This window comes from Curtobacterium sp. VKM Ac-2884 (assembly GCF_015350945.1).
Lineage (GTDB): Bacteria > Actinomycetota > Actinomycetes > Actinomycetales > Microbacteriaceae > Curtobacterium.
Window position 1 is genome coordinate 511,956 of the sequence record NZ_JADKSA010000002.1, and the last position, 23,521, is coordinate 535,476.

At 70.2% G+C, this 23,521-nt stretch carries 21 protein-coding genes; 8 read left to right on the forward strand and 13 right to left on the reverse strand.

Annotated elements, in window-relative coordinates; translation table 11 throughout:
- Genes ITJ60_RS06955 through guaA form a run of 3 tightly spaced genes read left to right on the forward strand, consistent with a single transcriptional unit; the run spans position 1 to position 2,814 of the window.
- Positions 1–780 carry an SURF1 family cytochrome oxidase biogenesis protein gene (locus ITJ60_RS06955; RefSeq protein ID WP_123671443.1) on the forward strand — a complete coding sequence of 260 codons (780 nt, stop codon included), beginning with the start codon at positions 1–3 and terminating at the stop codon, positions 778–780.
- Between the two features lie 10 nt (positions 781–790).
- On the forward strand, positions 791–1,237 hold the full coding sequence (locus ITJ60_RS06960; protein WP_111083416.1) for a DUF3817 domain-containing protein: 447 nt from the start codon (positions 791–793) through the stop codon (positions 1,235–1,237).
- The gene (guaA, locus tag ITJ60_RS06965) at positions 1,234–2,814 is read left to right on the forward strand and encodes a glutamine-hydrolyzing GMP synthase (RefSeq protein WP_111083415.1); all 1,581 of its coding nucleotides are present in this window, start codon (positions 1,234–1,236) and stop codon (positions 2,812–2,814) included. Before ITJ60_RS06960 ends, guaA begins: the two co-directional genes overlap by 4 nt.
- 283 nt (positions 2,815–3,097) lie before the next feature.
- Here the strand turns inward: guaA and ITJ60_RS06970 are convergent, their stop codons facing one another.
- Both ITJ60_RS06970 and ITJ60_RS06975 read right to left on the reverse strand, forming a co-directional pair.
- Positions 3,098–3,961, reverse strand: coding sequence for a Bax inhibitor-1/YccA family membrane protein (locus tag ITJ60_RS06970; protein ID WP_194647390.1), 864 nt, complete (start codon positions 3,959–3,961; stop codon positions 3,098–3,100).
- Between the two features lie 36 nt (positions 3,962–3,997).
- On the reverse strand, positions 3,998–4,987 hold the full coding sequence (locus tag ITJ60_RS06975; protein WP_194647391.1) for a DUF817 domain-containing protein: 990 nt from the start codon (positions 4,985–4,987) through the stop codon (positions 3,998–4,000).
- Positions 4,988–5,093: 106 nt separating this feature from the next.
- Here ITJ60_RS06975 and ITJ60_RS06980 point away from each other — a divergent pair, with 106 nt between their 5' ends.
- The 5 genes from ITJ60_RS06980 to ITJ60_RS07000 all read left to right on the forward strand — a co-directional run bounded on the left by ITJ60_RS06980 (position 5,094) and on the right by ITJ60_RS07000 (position 13,923).
- Positions 5,094–6,104 carry a glycerophosphodiester phosphodiesterase family protein gene (locus ITJ60_RS06980; protein WP_194647392.1) on the forward strand — a complete coding sequence of 337 codons (1,011 nt, stop codon included), beginning with the start codon at positions 5,094–5,096 and terminating at the stop codon, positions 6,102–6,104.
- A 12-nt stretch (positions 6,105–6,116) separates the two neighbouring features.
- Complete coding sequence (locus ITJ60_RS06985) at positions 6,117–8,561, forward strand: ATP-dependent helicase (RefSeq protein ID WP_123293192.1); 2,445 nt, start codon at positions 6,117–6,119, stop codon at positions 8,559–8,561.
- A 150-nt stretch (positions 8,562–8,711) separates the two neighbouring features.
- Entirely contained in the window at positions 8,712–10,133 is a 1,422-nt protein-coding gene (locus ITJ60_RS06990; RefSeq protein ID WP_123340977.1) for a pyridoxal phosphate-dependent decarboxylase family protein, read from the forward strand.
- Complete coding sequence (locus tag ITJ60_RS06995) at positions 10,130–11,506, forward strand: lysine N(6)-hydroxylase/L-ornithine N(5)-oxygenase family protein (protein WP_194647393.1); 1,377 nt, start codon at positions 10,130–10,132, stop codon at positions 11,504–11,506. Before ITJ60_RS06990 ends, ITJ60_RS06995 begins: the two co-directional genes overlap by 4 nt.
- Complete coding sequence (locus tag ITJ60_RS07000; RefSeq protein ID WP_323749121.1) at positions 11,503–13,923, forward strand: GNAT family N-acetyltransferase; 2,421 nt, start codon at positions 11,503–11,505, stop codon at positions 13,921–13,923. Before ITJ60_RS06995 ends, ITJ60_RS07000 begins: the two co-directional genes overlap by 4 nt.
- 183 nt (positions 13,924–14,106) lie before the next feature.
- Here the strand turns inward: ITJ60_RS07000 and ITJ60_RS07005 are convergent, their stop codons facing one another.
- The 11 genes from ITJ60_RS07005 to ITJ60_RS07055 form a co-directional block, all read right to left on the reverse strand.
- Positions 14,107–14,742, reverse strand: coding sequence for a pyridoxine/pyridoxamine 5'-phosphate oxidase (locus ITJ60_RS07005; protein ID WP_194647394.1), 636 nt, complete (start codon positions 14,740–14,742; stop codon positions 14,107–14,109).
- Positions 14,743–14,760: 18 nt separating this feature from the next.
- Positions 14,761–15,411, reverse strand: coding sequence for an NUDIX hydrolase (locus ITJ60_RS07010; protein WP_194647395.1), 651 nt, complete (start codon positions 15,409–15,411; stop codon positions 14,761–14,763).
- The gene (locus tag ITJ60_RS07015; protein ID WP_228509882.1) at positions 15,408–17,000 is read right to left on the reverse strand and encodes a nicotinate phosphoribosyltransferase; all 1,593 of its coding nucleotides are present in this window, start codon (positions 16,998–17,000) and stop codon (positions 15,408–15,410) included. The genes ITJ60_RS07010 and ITJ60_RS07015 overlap by 4 nt, the downstream gene beginning before the upstream one ends.
- A complete protein-coding gene (locus ITJ60_RS07020) occupies positions 16,997–17,848 on the reverse strand; it encodes a phosphoribosyltransferase family protein (protein ID WP_194647396.1) in 852 nt (283 codons plus the stop codon). Before ITJ60_RS07020 ends, ITJ60_RS07015 begins: the two co-directional genes overlap by 4 nt.
- 24 nt (positions 17,849–17,872) lie before the next feature.
- Complete coding sequence (locus tag ITJ60_RS07025; RefSeq protein WP_194647397.1) at positions 17,873–18,904, reverse strand: hypothetical protein; 1,032 nt, start codon at positions 18,902–18,904, stop codon at positions 17,873–17,875.
- A 47-nt stretch (positions 18,905–18,951) separates the two neighbouring features.
- A complete protein-coding gene (locus ITJ60_RS07030) occupies positions 18,952–19,449 on the reverse strand; it encodes a hypothetical protein (RefSeq protein ID WP_194647398.1) in 498 nt (165 codons plus the stop codon).
- 44 nt (positions 19,450–19,493) lie between these two features.
- Positions 19,494–20,327 (reverse strand): hypothetical protein, encoded by an 834-nt coding sequence (locus ITJ60_RS07035; protein ID WP_123340967.1) that lies wholly within the window; start codon positions 20,325–20,327, stop codon positions 19,494–19,496.
- Entirely contained in the window at positions 20,318–20,923 is a 606-nt protein-coding gene (locus tag ITJ60_RS07040) for a hypothetical protein (RefSeq protein ID WP_194647399.1), read from the reverse strand. Before ITJ60_RS07040 ends, ITJ60_RS07035 begins: the two co-directional genes overlap by 10 nt.
- Positions 20,923–22,761: a WXG100 family type VII secretion target gene (locus tag ITJ60_RS07045; protein WP_323749122.1), complete on the reverse strand. Its 1,839-nt coding sequence runs from the start codon at positions 22,759–22,761 to the stop codon at positions 20,923–20,925. The genes ITJ60_RS07040 and ITJ60_RS07045 overlap by 1 nt, the downstream gene beginning before the upstream one ends.
- Before the next feature lie 2 nt (positions 22,762–22,763).
- Complete coding sequence (locus ITJ60_RS07050; RefSeq protein WP_123936922.1) at positions 22,764–23,093, reverse strand: DUF6507 family protein; 330 nt, start codon at positions 23,091–23,093, stop codon at positions 22,764–22,766.
- Positions 23,094–23,193: 100 nt separating this feature from the next.
- A complete protein-coding gene (locus ITJ60_RS07055; RefSeq protein ID WP_071404660.1) occupies positions 23,194–23,490 on the reverse strand; it encodes a WXG100 family type VII secretion target in 297 nt (98 codons plus the stop codon).
- Between the last annotated feature and the right edge of the window lie 31 nt (positions 23,491–23,521).

Genomic DNA, 23,521 nt, shown 5'->3' on the forward strand with positions numbered 1-23,521 from the left:
ATGTGGGCCGTTGCCCGACGACCGAGGTGGATCGCGCTGCTGTTGCTGGCGCTCGTGCTCGCGGCGGTGTTCGCCGGGCTGGGCAAGTGGCAGCTGGAGCGGAGCATCGCCAACGGCAAACCGCTGCCGGCGACCACCGAGACCCGCAAGACGCTCGAGGCGGTCACCGCGCCCGAAGAACCCGCGAGCGAGACCATCGCCGGCCAGAAGGTCACCGTCACCGGCACGTTCGTCGCCGGCGACACCACGATCCTGACCGGCCGCACCGGGGGTGGGACGTACCAGACCGTGGGCCACTTGGTGGACTCGGATGGTGGGGCGAGCCTCCCGGTCGTCATCGGGTGGTCCGACCAACGGTCGGCCGCCGTCGCCGGTGGTGACCGCCTGACGGACGGGCAGACGCTCACGGTGCAGGGCCGGTACTACCCCGCCGAGTCGCCCGACCAGGACACCTACAAGCAGGCGGAGTACTCCGCCGTGGCACCCGCGCGCTTCGTGAACACGTGGAAGGCGTTCGACGACCGGATGTACCTCGGGTACGTCGTCGCCGACGGTGCCACCGCGCAGGCCGCCGACCTCGGCACCATCGCCGACCGGGCGCCGTCGCGCGAGGTCCAGTTCGACTGGCTGAACCTGTTCTACGCGATCGAGTGGGTCGTCTTCGCCGGCTTCGCGGTGTTCCTCTGGTACCGGTTCGTGAAGGACGCCTGGGAGCGCGAGGAAGAGGAGCGGCGTGAGGCTGCCCTCAGCGTCGACGGGGCCCTCGCGGACCGACGGTAGGCTGGTCGTCATGGCCTTGACCGTCCGAACCCGCGACATCCCGAAGATCCCGGGTGCGGTGAAGTGGTACCGCGTCTCCGCGTACATCACCGGTGTGCTGCTGCTGGCCCTCGTGATCGAGGTCATCATCAAGTACACGCCGCTCCAGCTCGAGATGCAGCTCGGCAACGGCCCGTTCTTCGTGCCGAACGGCACGGCCGGTGAAGCACCCGGCACGTTCAACCTGTCGATCGCGATCCTCATCGCGCACGGCTGGCTGTACGTCCTCTACCTCTTCACGGACTTCCGTCTGTGGAGCATCATGCGCTGGAAGCCGTCCCGCTTCCTGCTCATCGCCCTCGGTGGCATCATCCCGTTCATGTCCTTCGTGGTCGAACACCGCATGCAGCAGAAGGCCATGGACACCTACCACGAGCTGATCGCTGCCCAGCAGCGTGAGAAGGAGGCCGCTCGGTGAGCGAGACCGAACAGCGTCCCGTCCTCGTCGTCGACTTCGGGGCCCAGTACGCGCAGCTCATCGCGCGTCGGGTCCGTGAAGCGAACGTCTACAGCGAGATCGTCCCGCACTCCATCACGGCGGAGGAGATCCGCGCGAAGGACCCCGCAGCCATCGTGCTGTCCGGCGGTCCGTCGTCCGTGTACGAAGAAGGTGCGCCGTCCCTCGACGGTGACATCCTCGACCTCGGCGTCCCCGTGCTCGGCATCTGCTACGGCTTCCAGGCCATGGCGACCGCCCTCGGTGGCGAGGTCGCGAACACCGGCCTGCGCGAGTACGGCGCGACGTCCGTCGACGTCAGCGGCACCGACAGTGTCCTGCTCGGTGGCCAGCCCGGGTCGCAGGTCACGTGGATGTCGCACGGCGACTCCGTGGCGAAGGCCCCCGAGGGCTTCGAGGTCCTCGCGTCGAGCGCGTCGACTCCCGTCGCGGCCTTCGCGTCCGACGAGCGCAAGCTCTACGGCGTGCAGTGGCACCCCGAGGTGAAGCACTCCGAGCACGGCCAGGCCGTCCTCGAGAACTTCCTGCACCGCGCCGCCGGTCTGCCCGGCGACTGGAACTCGAGCAACGTCATCGACGAGCAGGTCGCCCGGATCCAGGCCCAGGTCGGGTCGAACCGAGTGATCGCCGGCCTGTCCGGCGGTGTCGACTCCGCCGTCGCCGCAGCCATCGTGCACAAGGCCGTCGGTGACCAGCTCACCTGCGTCTTCGTCGACCACGGGCTCCTCCGCGCCGACGAGCGCAAGCAGGTGGAAGAGGACTACGTCGCCTCCACCGGCGTCCGGCTCATCACGATCGACGCCGAGCAGCAGTTCCTCGACGCGCTCGCCGGTGTGAGCGACCCCGAGCAGAAGCGCAAGATCATCGGGCGCGAGTTCATCCGCACGTTCGAGGCCGCGGCCGAGGCGCTCGTGCTCGAGGCGCGCGGGGACGGTGACGACGGTGAGGTCAAGTTCCTCGTGCAGGGCACCCTCTACCCCGACGTCGTCGAGTCCGGCGGCGGAGCGGGCACCGCGAACATCAAGTCGCACCACAACGTGGGCGGCCTGCCCGAGGACATGACCTTCGAGCTCGTCGAGCCGCTCCGTGCGCTCTTCAAGGACGAGGTCCGTGCCGTCGGTCGCGAGCTCGGCCTGCCCGAGGTCATCGTCGGCCGCCAGCCGTTCCCCGGACCGGGGCTCGGCATCCGCATCGTGGGTTCGGTCGACAAGCAGCGGCTCGAGCTGCTCCGCGCCGCCGACAAGATCGCGCGCGAGGAACTCTCCGCAGCGGGTCTCGACGGGGAGATCTGGCAGTGCCCGGTCGTCCTGCTCGCCGACGTCCGCTCCGTGGGTGTCCAGGGCGACGGCCGCACGTACGGGCACCCGATCGTGCTCCGTCCGGTCTCGTCCGAGGACGCCATGACCGCGGACTGGACGCGCCTGCCGTACGACGTGCTCGCGAAGATCTCGAACCGCATCACGAACGAGGTGCCCGACGTCAACCGGGTCGTGCTCGACGTCACGTCGAAGCCGCCGGGGACGATCGAGTGGGAGTGACGCTCCCCTGAACGACCGGATGCCCGGCACGCCCTGCGTGCCGGGCCTCCGCGCGTCCGTCGGGCGTCCCCGAGGTTCCGAGATCTCGGCATCTCGAGCCTCCCCCGGGGCACCTGTGGAACCTCGGCGTCGCACCCGCGGCATGTCGTGGAACCTCGGCGCCGCGGGCACGGCGAGCCCCACAGCCCCACAGCCCACAGCCCGCAGCCCCGCAGCCCCCACGGCACCCCAGGAACGACGAAGGGCCCCGGCAGCGCCGGGGCCCTTCGTGTACGCGGTGGTACTAGTTGCGCGCGCTGCTCGCGACGATGGCGAGGATGCGCAGGATCTCGAGGTACAGCCAGACGATCGTCATGATCAGGCCGAACGCCGCGGTCCAGGCGTAGATGCGGGGAGCTCCACGACGGACACCGGTCTGGATCTGGTCGAAGTCGAGGATCAGCGAGTACGCCGCCATGACCACGACGAGGATGCCGATGATCACGCCGAGCGGGATGCCGAAGACTTCGTACCCGAGGGCACCGAACGCGGTGTTCGTCACCCCGGTCCACATCAGGACCAGGTTGATGAGCGAGAACACCATGTACCCGACCATCGCGACGAGGAAGAAGCGCGTGGCCTTCGGTGTGGCGCGGACCTTGCCCGATGCGAACAGCGCGAGCGTCACGGCGAAGACACCGAGCGTCCCGAACACCGCCTGGGTGACGATTCCGCCCCACATCGAGTTGTACGCGCCGGAGATGCCACCCACGAACAGGCCCTGGGCGAAGGAGTACGCCAGGACGAGGCCCGGTGAGGGCTTCTTCTTGAACATGTTCACGAGCGCCAGGACGAACCCGACGACGGCGCCGATGATCCAGACGATCGGGGGCAGGTTCCAACCGGCCACTGCACCGACGACGAGCACGCCGAAGGCGAGCAGCGTCTTGACGATGGTGTCCTCGTACGACATGCGGTCGGTGTCGACCGTCGATGCCGCCGGGCGGTCGTACATGTACTGCAGCTGCTCGGGGGTCATCCCGCCCTGTGCCTGCTGCGGGGTCTGTCCCCAGCCGGCCTGCTGCTGACCAGCGCCACGCCCACCCCAGGTGTTGGCTCCCTGGGCGTTGAAGGCGGGGGACTGGTCGAAACCGGGCTTGAAGGCCATGGTGTCCTCTTCCTAGGAGATATGAGTCCTCTCAGCCTAGGTGCGCTCGGTCGCGGAAGGCTGAGGATTCGCGGCGAGCGGACGCGGGCCCGGAGGCCTTGACGACGGCAGCCTATGGGCGCCCGCTGCACGCACGCCTCGAAGACGTCGAGAGTCCGCCGTCCAGCGCGCCGAGCCCGACGGCACCGCCGGGTAGAGCCAGGTGACGAGCGCCACCGAGATCGTCATGAGCAGGAACCACGCCACGATCTTCGTCGGGGCCACCGGGTGCCAGGCGGCGAGCTGCGCGGGGTAGCTCCAGGCCCCGGCCCAGGTCGCGACGTTCTCGGCGAACCAGATGAACACGGCGACGAGTCCCATGGCGACGAGCACCGGCATGCGCATCGTCGCTCGGTGGATCCGGACGTGCATGGTCGTGCGGGCGAAGAGCAGCACGACGAGTGCGAGCAGGAACCAGCGGGCGTCGGGCAGGAAGTGGTGCCCGAAGAAGTTCAGGTACACGCCGGCAGCGACGACGGCGAGCAGCCGCTGCCGCGGGTACCGGTCGAACCGCAGGTCGAACAGGCGGTGCACGCGGACCATGTACGACCCGACCGCGCCGTACATGAACCCGGAGAACAGCGGGACACCGGCGATGACGAACAGCCCGCCGGGTTCGTACGACCACGAGCCCATGTGCGTCTTGAAGACCTCCATGGCGGTGCCGACGATGTGGAAGAGCAGCACGACCCGGAGTTCCCGCACGGTCTCGAGCCCGAACACGAGCATGCCGACCTGCAGCAGCACCGCCACGACGGTCAGCACGTCGTTCCGGAACGTCGCCGGCACGGTCACGGAGGCCACGGCCATCGAACCGAGCAGCAGTGCCCCGAACGCGCACGCCCACGCCTGCTTCGCACCGAACACCAGGAACTCGGTGACGAACAGCCGGACGGGCCGGTGCGGCTGGTGCCCGGCGTCGAGCAGTCGGCGGGCGGCACGGTCGATCCGGGCCTCGACGGCGGTGGAGAGCGATCGGACGGTCATGCAGCGATGGTCAGCGCCGATGCTGAGATGCACGGGCTCCGGCCGGGCGCGTGTGTCCCGCGACACAGGACGGTCCGCCGTCACCCTGGCCCAGTAGGGTCGCGCCATGACCCTCGTGATCGCCCACCGCGGTGCGTCCGGCTACCGCCCCGAGCACTCGCGGAGCGCGTACGAACTCGCCATCGAGCTCGGTGCCGACGCGATCGAGCCGGACCTGGTGCCCACGAAGGACGGCGTGCTCGTGCTCCGCCACGAGAACGAGGTGTCCGGCACCACCGACGTCGCGGACCACCCGGAGTTCCGGCACCTGCGCACGACGAAGACCGTCGACGGCCAGAGCCTGACCGGCTGGTTCACCGAGGACTTCACCTGGGCCGAGCTGCAGACGCTCCGCACCCGGGAACGCCTGCCCGCGCTGCGGCCCGGGTCGGCCGAGCACGACGGCGAGGAGCCGATCCTGCGCCTCGAGGACCTGCTCGCGATCCTCGACGCCGCGCCTCGTCCGGTCGGGCTGGTCGCCGAGGTCAAGCACGCGGCCTTCTTCGGCCGCGCGGGCTTCCCGATGGACGAACTCGTCGACCGCGCGCTCGGTGACGCGGGGTGGCGCCGTGACGAGCGGCTCACGGTCGAGAGCTTCGAGAAGGGCGTGCTCCGCGACCTGCGCGAGCGGCACACGGGTGGTCGGCTGGTGTACCTCCAGGAGGCCCGTGGCAGCGCCGCCGACGAGGTCGCGTCCCACGGATCGCTCGCCCCCACCTACGCCGCGGAGCGTTCCGAGGACGCGCTCGCGTCGTTCGCGACCGAGTTCCACGGCATCAGCGTCGACCTCGGCACGCTGATGGCCGGGGTGGACAGCGTCGCGCTCGAGGACCGGACGCCGGTCCGGAGTGCGATCGTCGACCGGGCGCACGCCGTGGGCCTCGCGGTGTACACGTGGACGCTCCGGCCGGAGAACCGGTTCCTGCCCGGGCCGCTGCGCCGCGGTGGGGACGTCGCGGCCTTCGGCGACTGGGAGCGCTGGTACACCTCGGTGATCCGGACCGGCCTCGACGGGGTGTTCGCGGACCACACCGACCTGGCGGTCCTCGCCCGGTCGGCTGTCGGGGGTCCCGCTTAGACTGTCCCGAACATGACGATCGTGCTCGACCCCTTCGAATCGACGCCCGAGCCGGGCGCCGGTGCCCGTGCGTACGAAGACCCGTTCACCGCGGGTCTGAACCCCCAGCAGAAGGAAGCCGTCGAGTACCGCGGCGAGTCCCTGCTGATCGTGGCCGGTGCCGGATCCGGCAAGACGAGCGTCCTCACGCGCCGCATCGCGCTGCTGCTCGCCAACCGTGAAGCCTGGCCGTCGCAGATCCTCGCGATCACCTTCACGAACAAGGCTGCGGCCGAGATGCGTGAGCGCGTCCGGGCCCTGGTGGGTGGCGAGTCCGACGGCATGTGGATCTCGACGTTCCACTCGGCGTGCGTGCGCATCCTCCGGCGCGAGGCGGAGCGGTTCGGATTCGCGCAGTCGTTCACGATCTACGACTCCGCCGACTCCAAGGCGCTGCTGAAGCGGATCATCAAGGACCTCGAGGCGGACACGCTCGGGCTCACGGTGGGCGCCGCGGCGTCGAAGATCTCGAAGCTCAAGAACGAGCTGCAGGACATCGACTCCTACGCCCGCAACATCAACGTGAACGACCCGCAGGAAGTCATGTTCACCGAGGTCTTCCGTCGGTACACGAACGACCTGCGCCGGGCGAACGCCTTCGACTTCGACGACCTCATCGGCCAGACGGTCTTCCTGTTCCGGGCGTTCCCCGAGGTCGCTGCGCTCTACCAGCGGCGTTTCCGATTCATCCTGGTCGACGAGTACCAGGACACCAACCACGCGCAGTACTCCCTGATCCGCGAGCTCACGCGTCCGGTGCCGGTCGAGCAGGTCGACAAGCTCGAGGACTCCGGCCAGCACGTCGCCCGCATGCGCGAGCGCGACGGGTCGATCGCCGGAGCGTCCCTGACCGTCGTGGGCGACTCGGACCAGTCGATCTACGCGTTCCGCGGGGCCGACATCCGCAACATCGTCGAGTTCGAGCGCGACTTCCCGAACTCCAAGGTGATCCTGCTCGAGCAGAACTACCGCTCGACGCAGACCATCCTCGACGCCGCGAACGCCGTCATCGCGAACAACTTCGACCGTCAGGCGAAGAACCTGTTCACCGACGTCGGCGCGGGCGAGAAGATCGTCGGCTTCACCGGGTACACCGGCCACGACGAGGCCCAGTTCGTCGCCGACGAGATCCAACGCCTGCGCGAGGACGGCATGGACTACCGCGACATGGCGGTGTTCTACCGGACCAACTCGCAGACCCGTGCGCTCGAGGAGATCTTCATCCGCGCGGCGATCCCGTACCGGGTGCTCGGCGGCACCAAGTTCTACGAGCGCGCCGAGATCAAGGACGCCATGGCGTACCTGATCACCGTGGCGAACCCTGCCGATCCGATGGCGCTCCGTCGTGTGCTCAACGTGCCGAAGCGCGGCATCGGCTCCGTCACCGAGACGACCCTGCAGCGCTACGCCGACGAGCACGAGACCACGATGCGCGATGCCCTGCGGCACGCGGGTGAGCTCGGCTTCGGTCCGAAGGTGCGGAACGCCATCACCGAGTTCGCGGCGCTGCTCGACTCCGTTTCCGAGAAGGCCCCGACGCAGCCGGTCGTCGACACCCTGACCCAGCTGCTCGACGGCTCCCACCTGCTCGAGAACCTGCGGAAGTCGCCCGACGCGCAGGACGCCGCCCGGGCCGACAACATCGACGAGCTCGTGGCGGTGACGCGCGAGTTCCAGAAGAACAACCCCGAGGGCACGCTGACGGACTTCCTGACCGAGGTCTCGTTGGTGGCCGCGGCGGACGAGCTCGACGACTCGTCGGGCACGGTGTCGCTCATGACGCTGCACACGGCCAAGGGGCTGGAGTACGAGGCCGTGTTCCTGACCGGGGTCGAGGAAGACCTGCTGCCGCACCGGATGTCCGCGAACGAACCGGGTGGTCCGTCGGAGGAACGCCGGCTGTTCTACGTCGGCATCACCCGCGCGAAGAAGGTCCTGTTCCTGTCGCTGGCGATGACCCGCGCCCAGTTCGGTGACGTCAACGTCGCCATGCCGTCGCGCTTCCTGCAGGAGATCCCCGAGGGGCTCATCGAGTGGAAGCAGTCGCCGGGCATGGCGAACAGCCGTGGTGGCACGCAGCCCCGTGCGCTGAACGCGAAGCGCGAGGGCGGCATCGGCGGCGGAGGTGGCGGCGGCTACCGCGGCGGTGGTGGCTGGGGTGGTGGCTCGTACGACCGCGCGGCCGCTGCGTCGAAGACCCGCCCGAAGACCGAGTGGGCGAACCGGGTGTCCGGCCAGGTGCGCGACAACGGCGACATGGAACTCGTCGCCGGCGACCGGATCAAGCACGTCGACTTCGGCGAGGGCACCGTCTCGGCGGTGACCGGTCAGGGCGCGAAGCGCATCGCCGAGATCGCGTTCGACTCCGCGGGCCGCAAGAAGCTGCTCATCAAGATCGCGCCGATCGAGAAGCTCTAGCCGGAGCCAGCTGAACGTCCGTACACCCCGCCGGTTCCCCGGCGGGGTGCGTTCGTCGTGGGCACGAGGACGTCGCGCCACGCCCGAGACCTGGGAGTCCACCCCTGTTCGGGTGACACCGAAAAGCAGGTGAGGTTAGCCTTACCTAATGTGACACCCATCGAACTGCTGACCACTGCCAACGCCGAGCGCTACCGGTCGACCGTCGGGTCGACGGTGGACCAGCTCGCCGACCGACTCGCCACCGTCGACCGCCCGACGACCGCGACCGCCCCGGACGCGCTGCACGACCGGGTGCGCGCGGTCGACCTGGACGCCGCTCCCGTCGGGACGGAACAGGCGCTCGCCGAACTCGACGACCTGTTCGTCCGCGAGGCCGTGTGGTTCCACGACCCCGGCTACCTCGCGCACCTGAACTGCCCGGTCGCGCTGCCCGCGGTCGCCGCCGAGTCCGTCCTCGCCGCGGTGAACCCGTCGGTCGACACCTGGGACCAGTCCCGCATCGGCACGGACATCGAACGCCATGTGGTCGACTGGCTGGCCCGCCGGGCTGGGTTCGCTGCCGGCGACGGGGTGTTCACCTCGGGCGGATCGCAGTCCAACCTGCAGGCCCTGCTGCTGGCGCGCGAAGCCGTCGGCGTGGCCGGCACCGTGTTCACGACGGCGGAGACGCACTTCAGCATCGCGAAGTCGGCACGACTCCTCGGGCTCGAGGCCGTGGTCGACGTCGCCACGGACCACGCCGGCCGGATGCGTCCGGCAGCCCTCGCCGAGGCGATCGCCGCGACCCGGGCAGCGGGCCGTACCCCGATCGCGGTCGTCGCGACCGCCGGCACCACCGACCGCGGGGTCATCGACCCCATCGAGCCGATCGCCGACGTGTGTGATCTGGAGGACGTCTGGCTGCACGTCGACGCCGCGTACGGCTGCGGACTGCTCGTGTCCCCGACGCGTCGGCACCTGCTCGCCGGCATCGAGCGCGCGCGCAGCGTGACGACGGATCTGCACAAGTCCTTCTTCCAGCCGGTGTCCTCGAGTGCACTGCTCGTCCGTGACCCGGCCGACCTGCGCCGGACCGCCTGGTATGCCGACTACCTCAACCCCGAGGACGCCGCCGAGCCGAACCAGGTCGACAAGTCGCTGCAGACCACCCGCCGCTTCGACGCCCTGAAGCTCTGGGCCACGCTGCGCGCGACCGGGGCCGACGCGATCGGCACCGCGTTCGACGCCGTCATCGACCTCGCCGCCGCCACCCACCGGATCGTCGAGGAGCATCCCGACCTGGTGCTCGTCGCGCCGACGCAGCTCAGCACCGTGCTCTTCCGCTGGCAGCCGGCCGGGGTGACCGACGAGCAGGCCGACGCGCTCGTCGCCCCGATCCGTGCGGCGCTGCTCGCCGAGGGCCGGGTCCTCATCGCGAAGACCGTGATCGACGGCCGACCCTGCAACAAGCTGACGCTGCTCAACCCCGAGACCACCCCGGCGCAGATGCGCGCGTCGCTCGACCACGTCGCCGCGACCGCGGAGCGTGTCCGAGCCGTCACCACCACCCCGGAAGGAGCGATCCGATGAGCCACGACGAGCAGCCCGTCCACGACCTGATCGGCATCGGCATCGGCCCGTTCAACCTCGGCCTCGCCTGCCTCACCGACCCGCTCGACGACCTCGACGCGGTGTTCCTCGACGCCGCCGACGGCTTCGCCTGGCACCACGGCATGATGCTCGACGACGCCACGATCCAGGTGCCCTTCATGGCGGACCTGGTGACGATGGCCGACCCGACCTCGCCGTTCTCGTTCCTCGCCTGGCTCAAGGAGACCGGCCGCCTGTACCCGTTCTGCATCCGCGAGGACTTCCACCCCCTGCGCAGCGAGTACGACGCCTACTGCCGCTGGGCCGCCGACCGGCTCGACACCCTCCGGTGGGGCCGGTCCGTCACGGCAGTCGAGCACGACCCGGCGACGGACGTGTTCACGGTGCACGCCGAGACCGATCAGGGTCCCGAGACGTACCGCGCACGCCACGTCGTGGTCGGCATCGGTACGGAGCCGTCGGTCCCCGCCCCGCTGCGTGGGATCGCCGGACCGGTCATCCACTCCGCCGAGTTCCTGCCGAACCGCGATGCGCTCCGCAGCGCCGCCTCGATCGCGGTGGTCGGCAGCGGGCAGTCCGCCGCCGAGGTCTACCGCGAGCTGCTCGAGGACCTGCGCCAGGACGGCTACCGGCTCGACTGGATCACCCGGTCGCCGCGGTTCTTCCCGATGGAGGACACGAAGCTCACGCTCGAGATGACGAGTCCGGAGTACACGGACCACTTCCACGGCCTGCCCGAGGGGGAGCGCGACCGCCTCGGGCGCGAGCAGCGCGGGCTCTACAAGGGCATCAGCGCGGACCTCGTCGACGAGCTCTACGACCAGCTCTACCGGATCAGCGCTCGAGGCCCGATCCCGACGACCCTGCGCACCGAGACGAGTGTCGTCGACGCCGAGTGGCTCGCCGACCGGGGGACGTACCGCCTGACGCTCCGCCACGAGCAGCTCGGCGAGACGTACGAGCACGAGGTCGAGCGGCTCGTCCTGGCGACCGGGTACACGCCGCGCACACCACGGTTCCTCGACCCCGTCGAGCACCTCGTCGCCCGTGACTCGCGTGGTCGCCTGGCCGTCGCGCGCGATCACCACGTCGACACCCTCGGCGGACGCATCTGGGTGCAGAACGCCGAGGAACACACGCACGGCCTGACCGCGCCCGACCTCGGCATGGGTGCGTGGCGGAACGCATCGATCATCCGGTCCGTCACGGCTCGCCCCGTCTACGGCCTGGAGGCCCGGATCGCCTTCCAGGAGTTCGGCCTGCCCGCCACGGACCAGTCCACCACCCCACCCGACGGCGCGCACCGCGCGCCGGCCCGGCAGGCGACCGAGCGCACGGAGGTGCCCGCGTGAGCGCGCACGTGACGGGCGCCGATCTGACGGGCACTGCACTGGCCAGTGCGCGTGAGGTGCCGGTCTCTGCCGGAGCCGCTCCGGGCCTCCTGACCGTCGAACCCGTGGACCCGGACCGCGACGCCGCCGTCGTCCGGTCGTGGCTCGCCCACCCGGCGTCGTCGTGGTGGGAGATGGGGCACCTCGACGTGGCAGAGGTCCGCGACTACCTGGCCGGCGTGCAGGCGGACCCGGCGCAGGCTGCGTGGTTCGGCCGACGCGACGGTGAGCCGTGCTTCCTGGTCGAGACCTACGACCCCGCCGCCGTCCTGCTCACCGACGTGTGGGCGGCGGAGCGCGGTGACGTCGGCATGCACCTGCTCGTCGCACCGGCCCCGGCCGGCGGCCGCGTGCACGGACTGACGAGCGCCGTGATGCGCGCCGTCGTCGAGCACTGCCGCGACGTCCTCGGTGCACGCCGGGTCGTCGTCGAGCCGGACGTCCGGAACTCCGCGGTGCAGGCGAAGAACGCTGAGGTGGGCTTCCGCGCCCTGCGCCAGGTGGACGTCGACGGCAAGCGGGCCCTGTTGTCGGTCCTCGACACCGACCGGATCGGCGTGCCCGACGACGACGGCCCGTCCGCGCACCTGCGACCCGAGCACCTGGAACCCGCCGAACGACACCTGGTGGCGAAGGCCATCGCCGAGTTCACTCACGAGCGGCTGATCGAACCCGTGCCGGACGGGGACGGGGACGGGTGGCGGCTCGACGCGGGGGACTCGACCTACCGGTTCCGGGCACGGCGGCACGTGCTCGAGCACTGGTCGATCGATGAAGCCTCGCTGACGCGCACTCGCTCTGGGCTGTCGGCGTCACTCAGCGCGCAGGACCTCGTGCTCGAACTGCACGAGGTACTCGGGATCCCCGACGAGCTGCTCGGTACCTACCTGGAGGAGATCGCCTCGACCCTGGCGAGCGCCGCCGCGAAGCACCGGCGGGGTGGGCCGTCGGCCGCGCAGCTCGCGCGTGGGCGGTGCGCTGCGGGCTCGGCCGGCTCGTCCGGTCCGTCCGTCGACGACGTCGTCGCCTCGTTCCAGGACGTCGAGGCGGCGATGACCGAGGGCCACCCGGCGTTCGTCGCCGCGAACGGGCGGATCGGGTTCGGGCTCGACGAGTACCGCGCCTTCGCGCCCGAGGTCGGCGGCCGCTTCCGCTACCGGTGGCTCGCCGCCCGACGTGCGCACACCCACCTGGCGCTCGCCGCGGACCGGACCGAAGAAGCCCACTGGGAGGCGGAGCTCTCCGAAGCGGTCGTGGCCGGGTTCCGCTCCACGCTGGAACGTCGCGGCCTCGACCCCGACGACTACGTGTGGATCCCCGTGCACCCCTGGCAGTGGCAGCACCGGATCGCCGTGACCTTCGCACCCGACCTGGGGCGGCAGGACCTCGTCGACCTCGGCGACGGGCCGGACGAGTACCAGCCGCAGCAGTCCATCCGTACCGCGTTCGACCACTCGGACCCGACCCGCTCGTACGTCAAGACGGCGCTCGCCGTGCAGAACATGGGGTTCCTGCGGGGGATGTCGCCCGCGTACATGCGGAACACCCCGGCGGTGAACGACTGGGTCGAGTCGATCGTCGCCGCCGACCCGACACTCGCGTCGGTCGGGTTCTCGGTGCTCCGGGAGCACGCCGCCATCGGGTACACCGGCGACGCCTACCACCGGGTCGACGTGTCGTCGCCGCAGCGCAAGATGCTCGCGGCACTGTGGCGGGAGAGCCCTCTGCCGCGGGTGAGGGACGGCGAGCGACTGCTGACGATGGCGGCGCTGCTGCACCGGGACGCCGCGGGGAACGCCGTCGTCTCCTCGCTGATCGAGGCGTCGGGGCTTCCTGCCGACGAGTGGGTGCGGCGCTGGCTCGACGCCTACCTGTTGCCGGTCGTGCACTGCCTGACCGTGCACGACCTGGTGTTCATGCCACACGGCGAGAACCTCGTGCTCGTCGTCCGCGACGGTGCCGTGGTCCGTGCCGTCATGAAGGACATCGGGGAGGAAGCCGCGGTGCTCGGGCGGCACGACGATCGCCCCGTGCCCGCCGACATCGACCGGATCGTGCACCCGGTGTCCGACGACGAAGCCGCGCTCGCGGTGTTCACCGACGTGTTCGACGGGGTGCTGCGGTTCGTCGCGGCGATCCTCGACGACGACGGGGTGCTGCCGGAGGGCCGGTTCTGGGAGGTCGTGGGGGAGTGCATCGACGCGCACGCCGCCGCGCACCCGGAGCGCCGACGGCCGCTGGACCTGCGGGTGCCGACGTTCGAGCACTCCTGCCTGAACCGGCTGCAGCTGCGCAACACCCTGTCGATGGTCGACCTGGCGGACCAGTCGTCGTCGCTCATCCGGGCGGGGGCGATGGCGAACCCGATCGGGCGGTAGGGGCTGCGCCACGGACTCTCTCGGTGCGAGGTTGACCACTCCGTGCAGCGCAAGAAGTGCGCACGGAGTGATCAACCTCGCACCAGCCGGAGCGGCGACGGCGCCGGTGCGGGTCGCTGACGATCACCGTCGAGTCCGCGAAGCCATCGTGGTGGCAGCGGGACTGACCGGGAGCGGGATCGACTACGGCTGCAAGCGGGTGGCCGACCAGGCGCCGTCGGCGAGCACGTACTGCAGGCGGCGGTGCATCCGGTCGCGACTGCCGTGCCAGAACTCCACGACGTCGGGTTCGAGCCGCCACGCGACCCACCCAGCCGGCCGTGGGACGGCGTCGTCGGACTCGTCGAGCAACACGTTGGCGTCGTCGATCAGGTCCTGCAGCGTCCGCGGTTCGAGCACGGCGGACTGGTCAGCGATGGCGGTGGCGGCGCGGGACTTCGGCGACCGATCGGCGAACAGCGCGTCGGATTCGTCGTCGGACAGCTGCACCGCCCGGCCCTCGAACCGGAGCTGTTGCATCGTCTCGCGCCAGTAGACCTGCAGCGCCGCGTGTGGGTTCTCGGTGAGCTGACGACCCTTCGGGCTGAGCGTCGAGGTGCCGAACACGAGCCCACGGTCGTCGAGTCGCTTCACGTCGACCGTGCGGGCGGACACTCGACCGTCCGCACCGGCCGTGGCGAGGGTCATCGACTTCGGCTCCGAGACGTCGCGTTCGTCCGCGGCATCCAGCCACTGCTGCGCGAGGTCGAGCGGCGACGCCGGGGGTGCGTCGAACTCGGGCAGGTGCAGGGAGTCGTCACCGGACAGGGAAGAGGACATGGGTCCACCCAACCGTGCTCAGTCCTGCCACGTCCAGGCTGCCGGGGGACGCCCGCCCCGGGGTCCCGCACTCGCTGGGAGGTCGACCCGGGCAAGCGCGGTGTTCGTACGGAGCGTCCGGTTGAGGTTGCCCGGGTCCGGTGTGGTCCCCGTCAGGGCGATCCGCAGCCGAGCGGCGTCCGCCGTGGTGAACGGATCGCCGAGCAGCGCTCGCGTGAACGGCAGGTCTGACCAGAGGAGGACCCGTGCACGCTCAAGCGCCGAGGCGACGATCCGATCGTGGTCGAACGGCAGTCCGAGCGGGAGCGTGCCGACGTCGTGCCACGTTGCGTCGGCGTGCGCTGCCGGGTCGATGACTGCGAGGAACGCGATGCTGATCGCGGAGTCCCGTGGATCGCGGTCGGGCCCGTCGAACGCGCCGACCTGCGCGAGGTGGCGTACCGCCGTCGAGCCGACGCCGACCTTGGACCGCAGGGCGCGCCGTGCACCGTCGGCAAGGATCTCGGTGCCGTCGAGGAGCACGCCGGGGAGCGCTTCCTGTCCGACGTACGGTGCGTACGCCCGACGCGCGGTGGCGACCCGCAGACCCTCCGTCGTCACGAAGGACACCGGGACGACGTCGATCGCGATGAGCGGTTGGTCGCGGATCGCCGCTGCGGCATCGGTCACGCGGTGGCCGCCCGGCGGGTGGCACGAGCCGAACGCTCGTCGCGGAGCGTCTGGCGGACGTCGGCGAAGGACTGGAGGCGCGTGAAGCGGCCGTTGACCCACACCGGCTGGAGCAGGCTGCTCGCCTCGTCGTCGGCCGTGGCCTGGTCGGTCTGCCGGATCTCGCCGGTCTCGTCGCGGTGCAGGGCGATGCGGCCCTTCGCGCTCTTCTTGCCACTGCCGGTCTTCGGGTCCTTCTGGATGTCGACGGGCTCGCCGTCGACGAGTGCCCACGTGGCCTTGACCGCGCTGCCGAGGTTGTCGCGGGTCATGTACTGGTACGTGTACGACCCGATGCCGAGCACGATGTTGTCGCTCGAGTACCCCTTGGCGGCCAGGCGCTCGTAGATGCGACGGGCACGGTCGAGCGTGATGCTGTCGCCGTAGATGACGCCGATGTGCTGGTCGAGGACCTTGAAGCCCTGCTCGTTCACGGTGTGCCCGAAGATCTCGTCGAGCAGTTCGACGACGCCCTTCTGCTCGTGGCTGCGGTCGGCGGCGAACAGTTCCGCCTCGTCGACGCCGTGCACGGTGCCGGTGACGATGTCGACCGGGTCGCCCGAGTCGGGGCGGATGACGAGCTTGCCGTCACGACCGGTGATGCGGTCTTTCAGCTGCGGCAGGGTCTCGGTGATGACCTTGAACAGGTCGAAGCCGTCGCTGACCGCCGAGACGATGCCCGTCGGGTACACGTCGAGGATCTGCTCGAAGGTCGCCAGCTCGCCGTCGGCGCCGCGGACGCACATCACGCTGTGCTCGGTGGCGGGGACGCTCGCGGCCACCCAACCGTTGTCGCCCGGGTAGTAGCGGTCGATGAAGTCGAGCGACGGCATCGAGTCGGTGCCGAGGAACGAGAGCAGGTGGCCCGCGCCGCCCGCTGCGGCCGACTCGATGCTCGACTGCCCACGGAACGAGAAGTCGTGCGCGGCGAAGTCGATGCCGGCCGGGACCGCGCCGGTGCGGGCGGCCCAGTCCTCCATCAGGTCGCGGTACTCGAGCGCCTTCGTCGCGACCGTCGACGGGTGCCAGATCGACGCCGACAGGGCGGTCTCGATGTAGTTGGGCAGCCAGTAGAACTCGTCGATCGTGTTCTCGACGGTCAGCGTCGCGACGCCGATCGGGGCGAGGGTGCCCTCGGGCAGGGCGCGGATCTCGAGGGGCAGGTAACCGAGACGGTGCAGGGCACGGACGTGGTCGGTGCCGATGTGGTTCGGGCCGAAGTAGCTCTGCAGCGCTTCGTCGAAGAGCCGGACGACCTCGTCTTCGTCCGCCGCGAAGAACGGTGCCCAGGCCTCGACGAGCGACCGCTGGATGAACGCCTGCAGCCCGAAGACCACGGCGTGCGTCGACTCGGGCATGTGCGCGTTCGACCGGTTCGTCCAGTTGATGAGGATGCGGGTGGTGCCGGCCGGGTAGACCTGCCGGTGCGAGTGCTTGTAGCCGTCGACGGCCAGCAGGGGCGCGATCGGGCTCGCCGTGGTGATGCGCGGTTCGATCCCCGTGGTCGTGCGGGGGCTCTCGGTGCTCGTGGTGCTCGTGGTCTGCGTCATCGGATCTGCTCCGTCAGGTAGGGGGTGAGTGCGATCGTGCGCAGGCCGTCGATGGCGTTCTGCGCGGGGTACGAGTCGGTGGTGACGATCTCGCCGAAGTGGTCGGCGAGCTGCGCGGCCCGACCGGAGAAGACGCCGTGCGAGATCCAGAGGCTGAGGCGCTCCTTGGGCAGGCCCGTCGAGCCGGCGAGGCCCATGAACGTGCCGCCGCCGTCGCAGATGTCGTCGACCACCAGGAACCGGCCGGTGTCGGGGAGCGGCTCGCAGGTGAAGCCGTCGAGCTTGCCGGTGTCGGGGTTGCGGTGCTTCTCGGCGCGGTACAGCGGCAGCCCGCACGCCTCGGCGACCGCGGTGGCGCGGGGTACCGCACCCTTGTCGGGGGCGATGATGCCGGTGTACGGGTCGCCACCGCCGTGTTCGGGGGCGCTGACCACGGCGTCACGGACGACCTGCTCGCTCGTGACGACGGTCAGGTTGTCGACGAGTCCGACGATGACCGGCGAGTGCGGGTCGAACGCGATGACCTGGTCGAGGTGGAAGCCGTTGAGGACGTCGGCGTAGACCTTCGCGCCGAACGGCAGGCCGCGGTCCTGCCGGGCACCGGGCAGGTAGGGGACGAGCGCGACGGACTTCGATCCGAGCTGTCGCACGGCGTCCGCCCACATGCCGAGCATGATCAGATCGTCGCCGTTCGTGCCGCGCAGGGTCGCGATCTCGGTGAGGCCCCCCGGCTCGGCGGTGTCGTTCGCGACCTTGACGTGGGCTTCACCGGCGGGGAACCGCATGGTGGAGAACGTCGCTGCCGTCTGGTTGCCCTGGGCGTCCCAGGTGCTGAGTTCGACTGCCATGGCTCGACCGTACCACGGTAATTGTCATTGGGACAAGAACGGTTCTTCCCGAACGATCCGGAGGTGCCCGGCGCCGCTGACGAGCACCGTGTACGCCACCCCGTCGGCCGTGCCGTGGAAGGTCGTGTTCGCCCCCTGGTCGTCGTCGCGCCCCGTCGGGACGCGACCGTGGTCGGGCCAGAACATGGCGTCGATCGCGATCGCCGGCACCATGCCGAGCCCTTCGATGTGTCGCCGCAGCGCTTCGACTTGCCGTTGCGGGGTGAGCGCTGCCAACTCGGTGGGTCGGAATCCGGTTGTCGGCAGGCCCTGCGCGCGGGTGTCGAGCAGCACCTCCACGTGCGCGCGGGTCCGTCCGGTGTAGCGGCGTCGGAACCGTCGGACCCGCACCACGCCAGCCTCGTCGACCCGGATGTCGACGAGGTCCGACCACCGCACACCGTCCTCGTCCGCACCGACCGTCGTCACGAGCCGCACACCGTCCGGTTCGTCGGACAGTGCTTCGGCCTCGTCCCGTTCGTCTGGTCGCAGTGCATCGCCGACCAGCGAACGCACGACCTGCCATCGCTCGTCGCCGGGGCGTCGGCCACCGAAGAGTGCGGCACGGAGGCCGCCTCGCCGGCTCCGTTCGGCGACGAGCTGGTCGCACGGTGCCGAGACCGAGACCACCTCGTCGGCGTCCTCGTACGATGCGGCAGCAAGATCGAGTGGCGCGACCCCGACCGCCAGGCGCTGCTCGGCCAGGGTCGCCAGGTGATCGGCAGCCGGAGCGAACACGTCGACCAGGTCCGCTGAACGGGGAGAACGCCCACGTCGGAGCCGGTAGGCGCGAAGGCCCCCGCCCTGGTCCCTCGCCATGCCGCTCGGCCAGACGTCGATCCGTGCACCCTCGACGCCGAGCAGCCAGCCGCGTCGTTCGAGCTCCATCCGCACCGTCGACAGGGCCTCGAAGGCGTCGTCCTCGACGGCGACGTGCTCGACACCGTCGACGACGACGGTCACGGAGTAGCGAAACCGGCCGTCCGCGCCGGACGGCTCGGAGCTCACGGTGATCATGGCTGGCGTCGTCTCGCCCTGGCGGTGAGCCGTTCGCGCGTACTCGGTCATCCGGGCGTCGATGCCGATGTCGGCCCGAGCAGGTTGCGGGCGGCCGTGCGCCAGGCACGGGGGGCGGCGTCGAGGGAGTCGACGACGGTGCAGCTCGCACCGCCCGTCGACGCCTCGAGGAGCATCCATGCCGAGTGCGGTCGAGCCAGTCTGCTGACGACGTCCCCCCAGATCCCGTTGGCTGCCGACAGCTCGAGGACGCGGACGCCGGACGGTGCGAACGGGAGCAGACCTGGGCGCCGTGGACGCTGCTCCGTGATCGGGACGCCGTCGCAGTGTCCTTCGGCGGCGTCGACCTGCACGACGAAGCGACCGCTCCGCTCGTCCTCGAGCAGAGACTGCCGGGTCACCGGCCGCGTCGCGACGCCCCGCGTCGCCGGACGGTCCTCGGCGACCGAGTACGCGGACTCGACACGAACACCCCGATCGTGCGGTTCGGTGGCGGGGTGACCATCGGACTCGATCGCCAGGGAGAGGCCGTTCGGAACCGGCACGGCCCGGACCGTCGTCTGACGGGTACTCGCGCGCCAGGTCACCATCAGGACACGTGGCTGTCGGGCCGCCCGAGCACCCACGCCTGCTCCGGTGAGGACCGGCGATCGGTCACGAAGACGGGCAGGGGCACGAGCGATGCGGCCTGGACCCGGACGCGTCCGAGTTCGTCGGCGTCATCCGTGTCGACGAGTACCACGATCCGCTCGGACGCCCGTTCGACGATGACACCGACCGTGCTGATCGCCGCCCCGTCGTACTGTTCGCGGAAGTCGGTCACCGCCGGGTACTGCTCCGGCTTCGGGGCACCGACGACGACGTCGAACCCCGCCGGGAACGGGCTCGCCGCTCGGATGAGTGCCGCCGTCGTCCATGCGTCGAGTTCGAGGGGCATCGTCGGCCCCGCCGCCAGCGTCGACGGGACGCCGGATCGGCCGGCCTGGTCGAGGAGCACCCCCACGGGCAGACCATCCGGTTGCGGGCTGACGACTCCGTCCACGATCACCGCGGGGATCATCGACGTGATCGCCAGGTCGCGGGGTGAGAGCACCGGCGCGCGGTCCCGCGATCCACCGACGATCCGGTCGATGTCCTCGGGCAGCAGGACCTGCTCGTCGGGCTGGCCGGGCTGGAGCAGGAGAGCCACGTCGGCCGGGGTCGCGCGGAGCGCCGACCACAGCGTCGTGTGCAGGAGGACCGCGTCGTCCGGGGCCGCGGCCTGAGCCTGTTGCTGGTCGAGGAACGCGAGCGCGACGGCCTGGGGCGACTCGTCAGCCGGGGCGATGACCGCCGGGACGCCGTCCTCCGTCGCCAGCATCCACAGGTCCGTGTCGACCGCCCGTCGCCAGGCCGTGAGCTCGGCCGGCTCGCTCAGATCCACGGGCCTTCGAGTTCCCGTTGCGCGGGAGTGGCCTTCTTCCGCCAGCCATCGACGATCTTCGTCCATCGGTGCAGTGCCTTGGTGGTCTGCTTCGAGGGCGATGCAGCATCGTCGGTCTCGAAGGAGAGGACCTGGTCGAAGTACCCGGTGTCGCCGTAGCGCGTGAGTGCGGCTCCGGGGCCGATCTGCGAGACGACTTCGGCGCCGCGGGGGAAGGTGAAGAGCCCTTGTGCCATCGAGGGTTCGTTGCGGACATCCACGAGTCGGCCGAGGTCACTCGACCGGATCACAGTGGTCGTCAGCGAGCCGTACGCGAGCAGGCGCGGCGGAGTCCCACCGGCGCGGGTGTCGACGCGCCCGTCGATGTGGTCGTTGAGCAGGAACTGGTGACGTGCGCCGACTCGGACGTCGACTTCGGGGTCGAGCGCGTCGAGGAGCAGCGCCAGGAGTTTCGCCCGTGCGACGAGATCCGGGAGCGTTGCGTCAGGGGACCACCGAGGCGCCGTGCCGTAATCGATGACCAGCCGGCCGTCATCGGAGAACGACCGATCGGCGACCGGTCCCACGACGAGGACGTCCGGGAAACCCTCGTGCATCATTCGTTGCTCCCGACGAGCGGCTGCGTGTAGGCCACCGCGCGCCACGGGGCGTGCAGGGCTCCGCGCATACCGACCGACTCGGTGATCGACCGAACGCTCGGGTCCATGCCGGAAGGCCCGCCTGCCGGGAACGGCGATGGGCTGTCGGTCGCCATGCCGGAGTGGAAGTACTGCGTTCCACCGCCGGCGCCGAACTGCGGGTTGGCCTGCGCCGTACCGACGGCGTACGGCTGGTCCGCTCCGATGTGTGCGACTGAGACGTCTTCACGGTACGGGGTCGGGTAGTCGAAGTTCGCGCCGACCTGGGCCGATTCGTGGAACGCGGCGGAGTCGCCGCTCGGGGCGTTCGGGACGGCGTAGCTCGCCGACGGGCTCTGCATGCCGGACGGCGTCGAGGCGAACGCGTCGATCTGCGCGTGCGGGCCGGTCACGTTGGTCATCGAGTCGACACCGTAGTAGCCGTCGCCGCCCTGCCACAGCTGGCTGGCCCGGGCCGGATCCGTCCGAGCGATGTCGGACACGTGGGCGTTGTAGGCGCCGCTGACGGTGCGGTTGAAGGCGCGGTCACTCGCGGTGAAGGCGTCGGTGAGGCGCTCGACGATCGGCTTCCCCTGCGACCCCAAGAAGCCGGTGTGCAGCCCCTTCGCCGCATCGACGGCGCTGTGCACCATGTTCGCTGGGGTCAGGTAGCGCACCTGGAGCGCCATGCGCTCGAGTCGCCGCGTCGGGTTTGACGCGAACTGCTTCACCGCCAGCGGAAGCTCCTTGAGCGCCATCACGCCGTAGCGGCCAGCTCCGCTGAGGGTTCGGCCGGCGAGCGAGCCGAGCGATCCGGTCGAGCGGGCGAGCGAGAACGCCTTGCGTGCGTCGCCGGCTGCGGACAGGAGCCGTCCGGCGGTGGTGATCCCCTTCATCCCCGGGATGCAGTCGAGCAACGCGAAGGCGAGGTCCCACCCGTCGGCGGTGCCCTTCGACATCTTGTACAGGGTGTCAGCGAGTACGAGCAGGGCTGCGCCGAGCACGATCCAGGCGAGTGGCCCGCCGATGATCATGACGATGATGCCGCCCACAGCGACGACGACCTTCGCGATGGAGACGATGGTCTCCCACGCCTCGGACCCGAAGATCTTGTCCCACGTGGACTGCTTCCCCAGCCCCGCGTCAGCGGCTTCACCGATCTTCGTCGCGGTCCGCTGCTCCGCGTCCTGCCAGTCACCCTTCGCATCCGCCACGAGCCGCTTCGCCGCGTCGATCCGCGACTGCGCCGCCGCGATGTCGCCCTGCGCGGACGACACGGACCCCTGCGCGACGGCGGCGTTGTCGGACGCCGCCCGCAGCTGCGCCGGCGACGGCACGTCCACCCCGTCCGGCACCTCGGACCCGGCCGGGTACTCGTCCGCGACCTTCGACAGGTCCTTCGACGCCGACTGGTAGTGCGACAGGTTCGACTGCGCATCGGAGAGCCGGTCCTGCGCCGCGGCGAGGTCCCCGGACGCGTCCTTCGCGTCCGCGAGCGCCCCATCAGCCCGGTACTGGGTGTCATCGACCGTGTCCGCCCACCCCGACAACGCCGTCGCGGCGAGTTCGTACGAGTCGACGAGCTTGGTCAGGTCCGACGGGGTGTCCTCGATCGCGTCGACGAACACGTCGGCTGCTTCACCCTCCCAGTCGGTCAGCCACCCGGACCCCTTCACCGACTGCAGCCGGGTCGAGGCATCATCCGCTGCGTCGGAGATGCGCTGGTACTCCCGCGACATCATCCGCAACGTCGACGGATCACCCTTGACCGGATCATCACCCTGATCGACGACATCCCACCCCGACGGCCGCCCCATGACTACTCCGCCCTCGAGGCAGCGGGTCCACCGCCGCCGTTCTCGTCGTTGACCTGCAGCGCCTGTGCGAGCTGCTCGTCGGTCTCGGTGTAGGTCTCGACGGACGCGCTGAGCATGTCCGCCAGCGCCTTCGTCGAGTCGCTGATCTTGTCGCGCTTGTCGCCCCAGCGGTGGTCGAAGTCGTGCAGGGCGTCCTGCACGGTGCCCGAGCCGATCTCGTCGTCGGACGCGTCGACGCGCTTGTGCGCCTGTTCGAGCGTGCTGTGCACGGTCGACAGGTCGGTCTGGAGCTCCCCGAGCCCCATCAGGTCAACGAGCAGTCTCGAAGCCACGGAACAATCCCTCCCCGATCACGAACCGGAAGCCACCGCCACCGGAACCGCGTCGACCCCGTGCCCCACGCGATCGCGGGGCACGGGGTCGTCAGCGGTGTCAGCCCTTGAGGCCGGAAGCGAGCGACTCGTCCGTCTCGGACAGGGTCTGCGACGCCTTCGACAGGAACGTCGACAGGCCCTCGAGCCCCTGGACGGTCTGGGTCACGCCACGGTTGAACTCGTCGTAGGACTCGCCGAACGCGACGGACGACTTGTCGGTGACGTAGCCGTCGGAGATGAGCTGCTGGATCTTGCGCTGCAGGGCGGAGAGACGGTCTTCGATGTCCGCCTGACCCGCCTTGAGGTCGGAGGCTGCTGCCTCGAGGTCTGCGTACGAGACGTTGATGTTCGCCACGGTGTGACTCCCTTTCCCCGGAGTTTCGTCA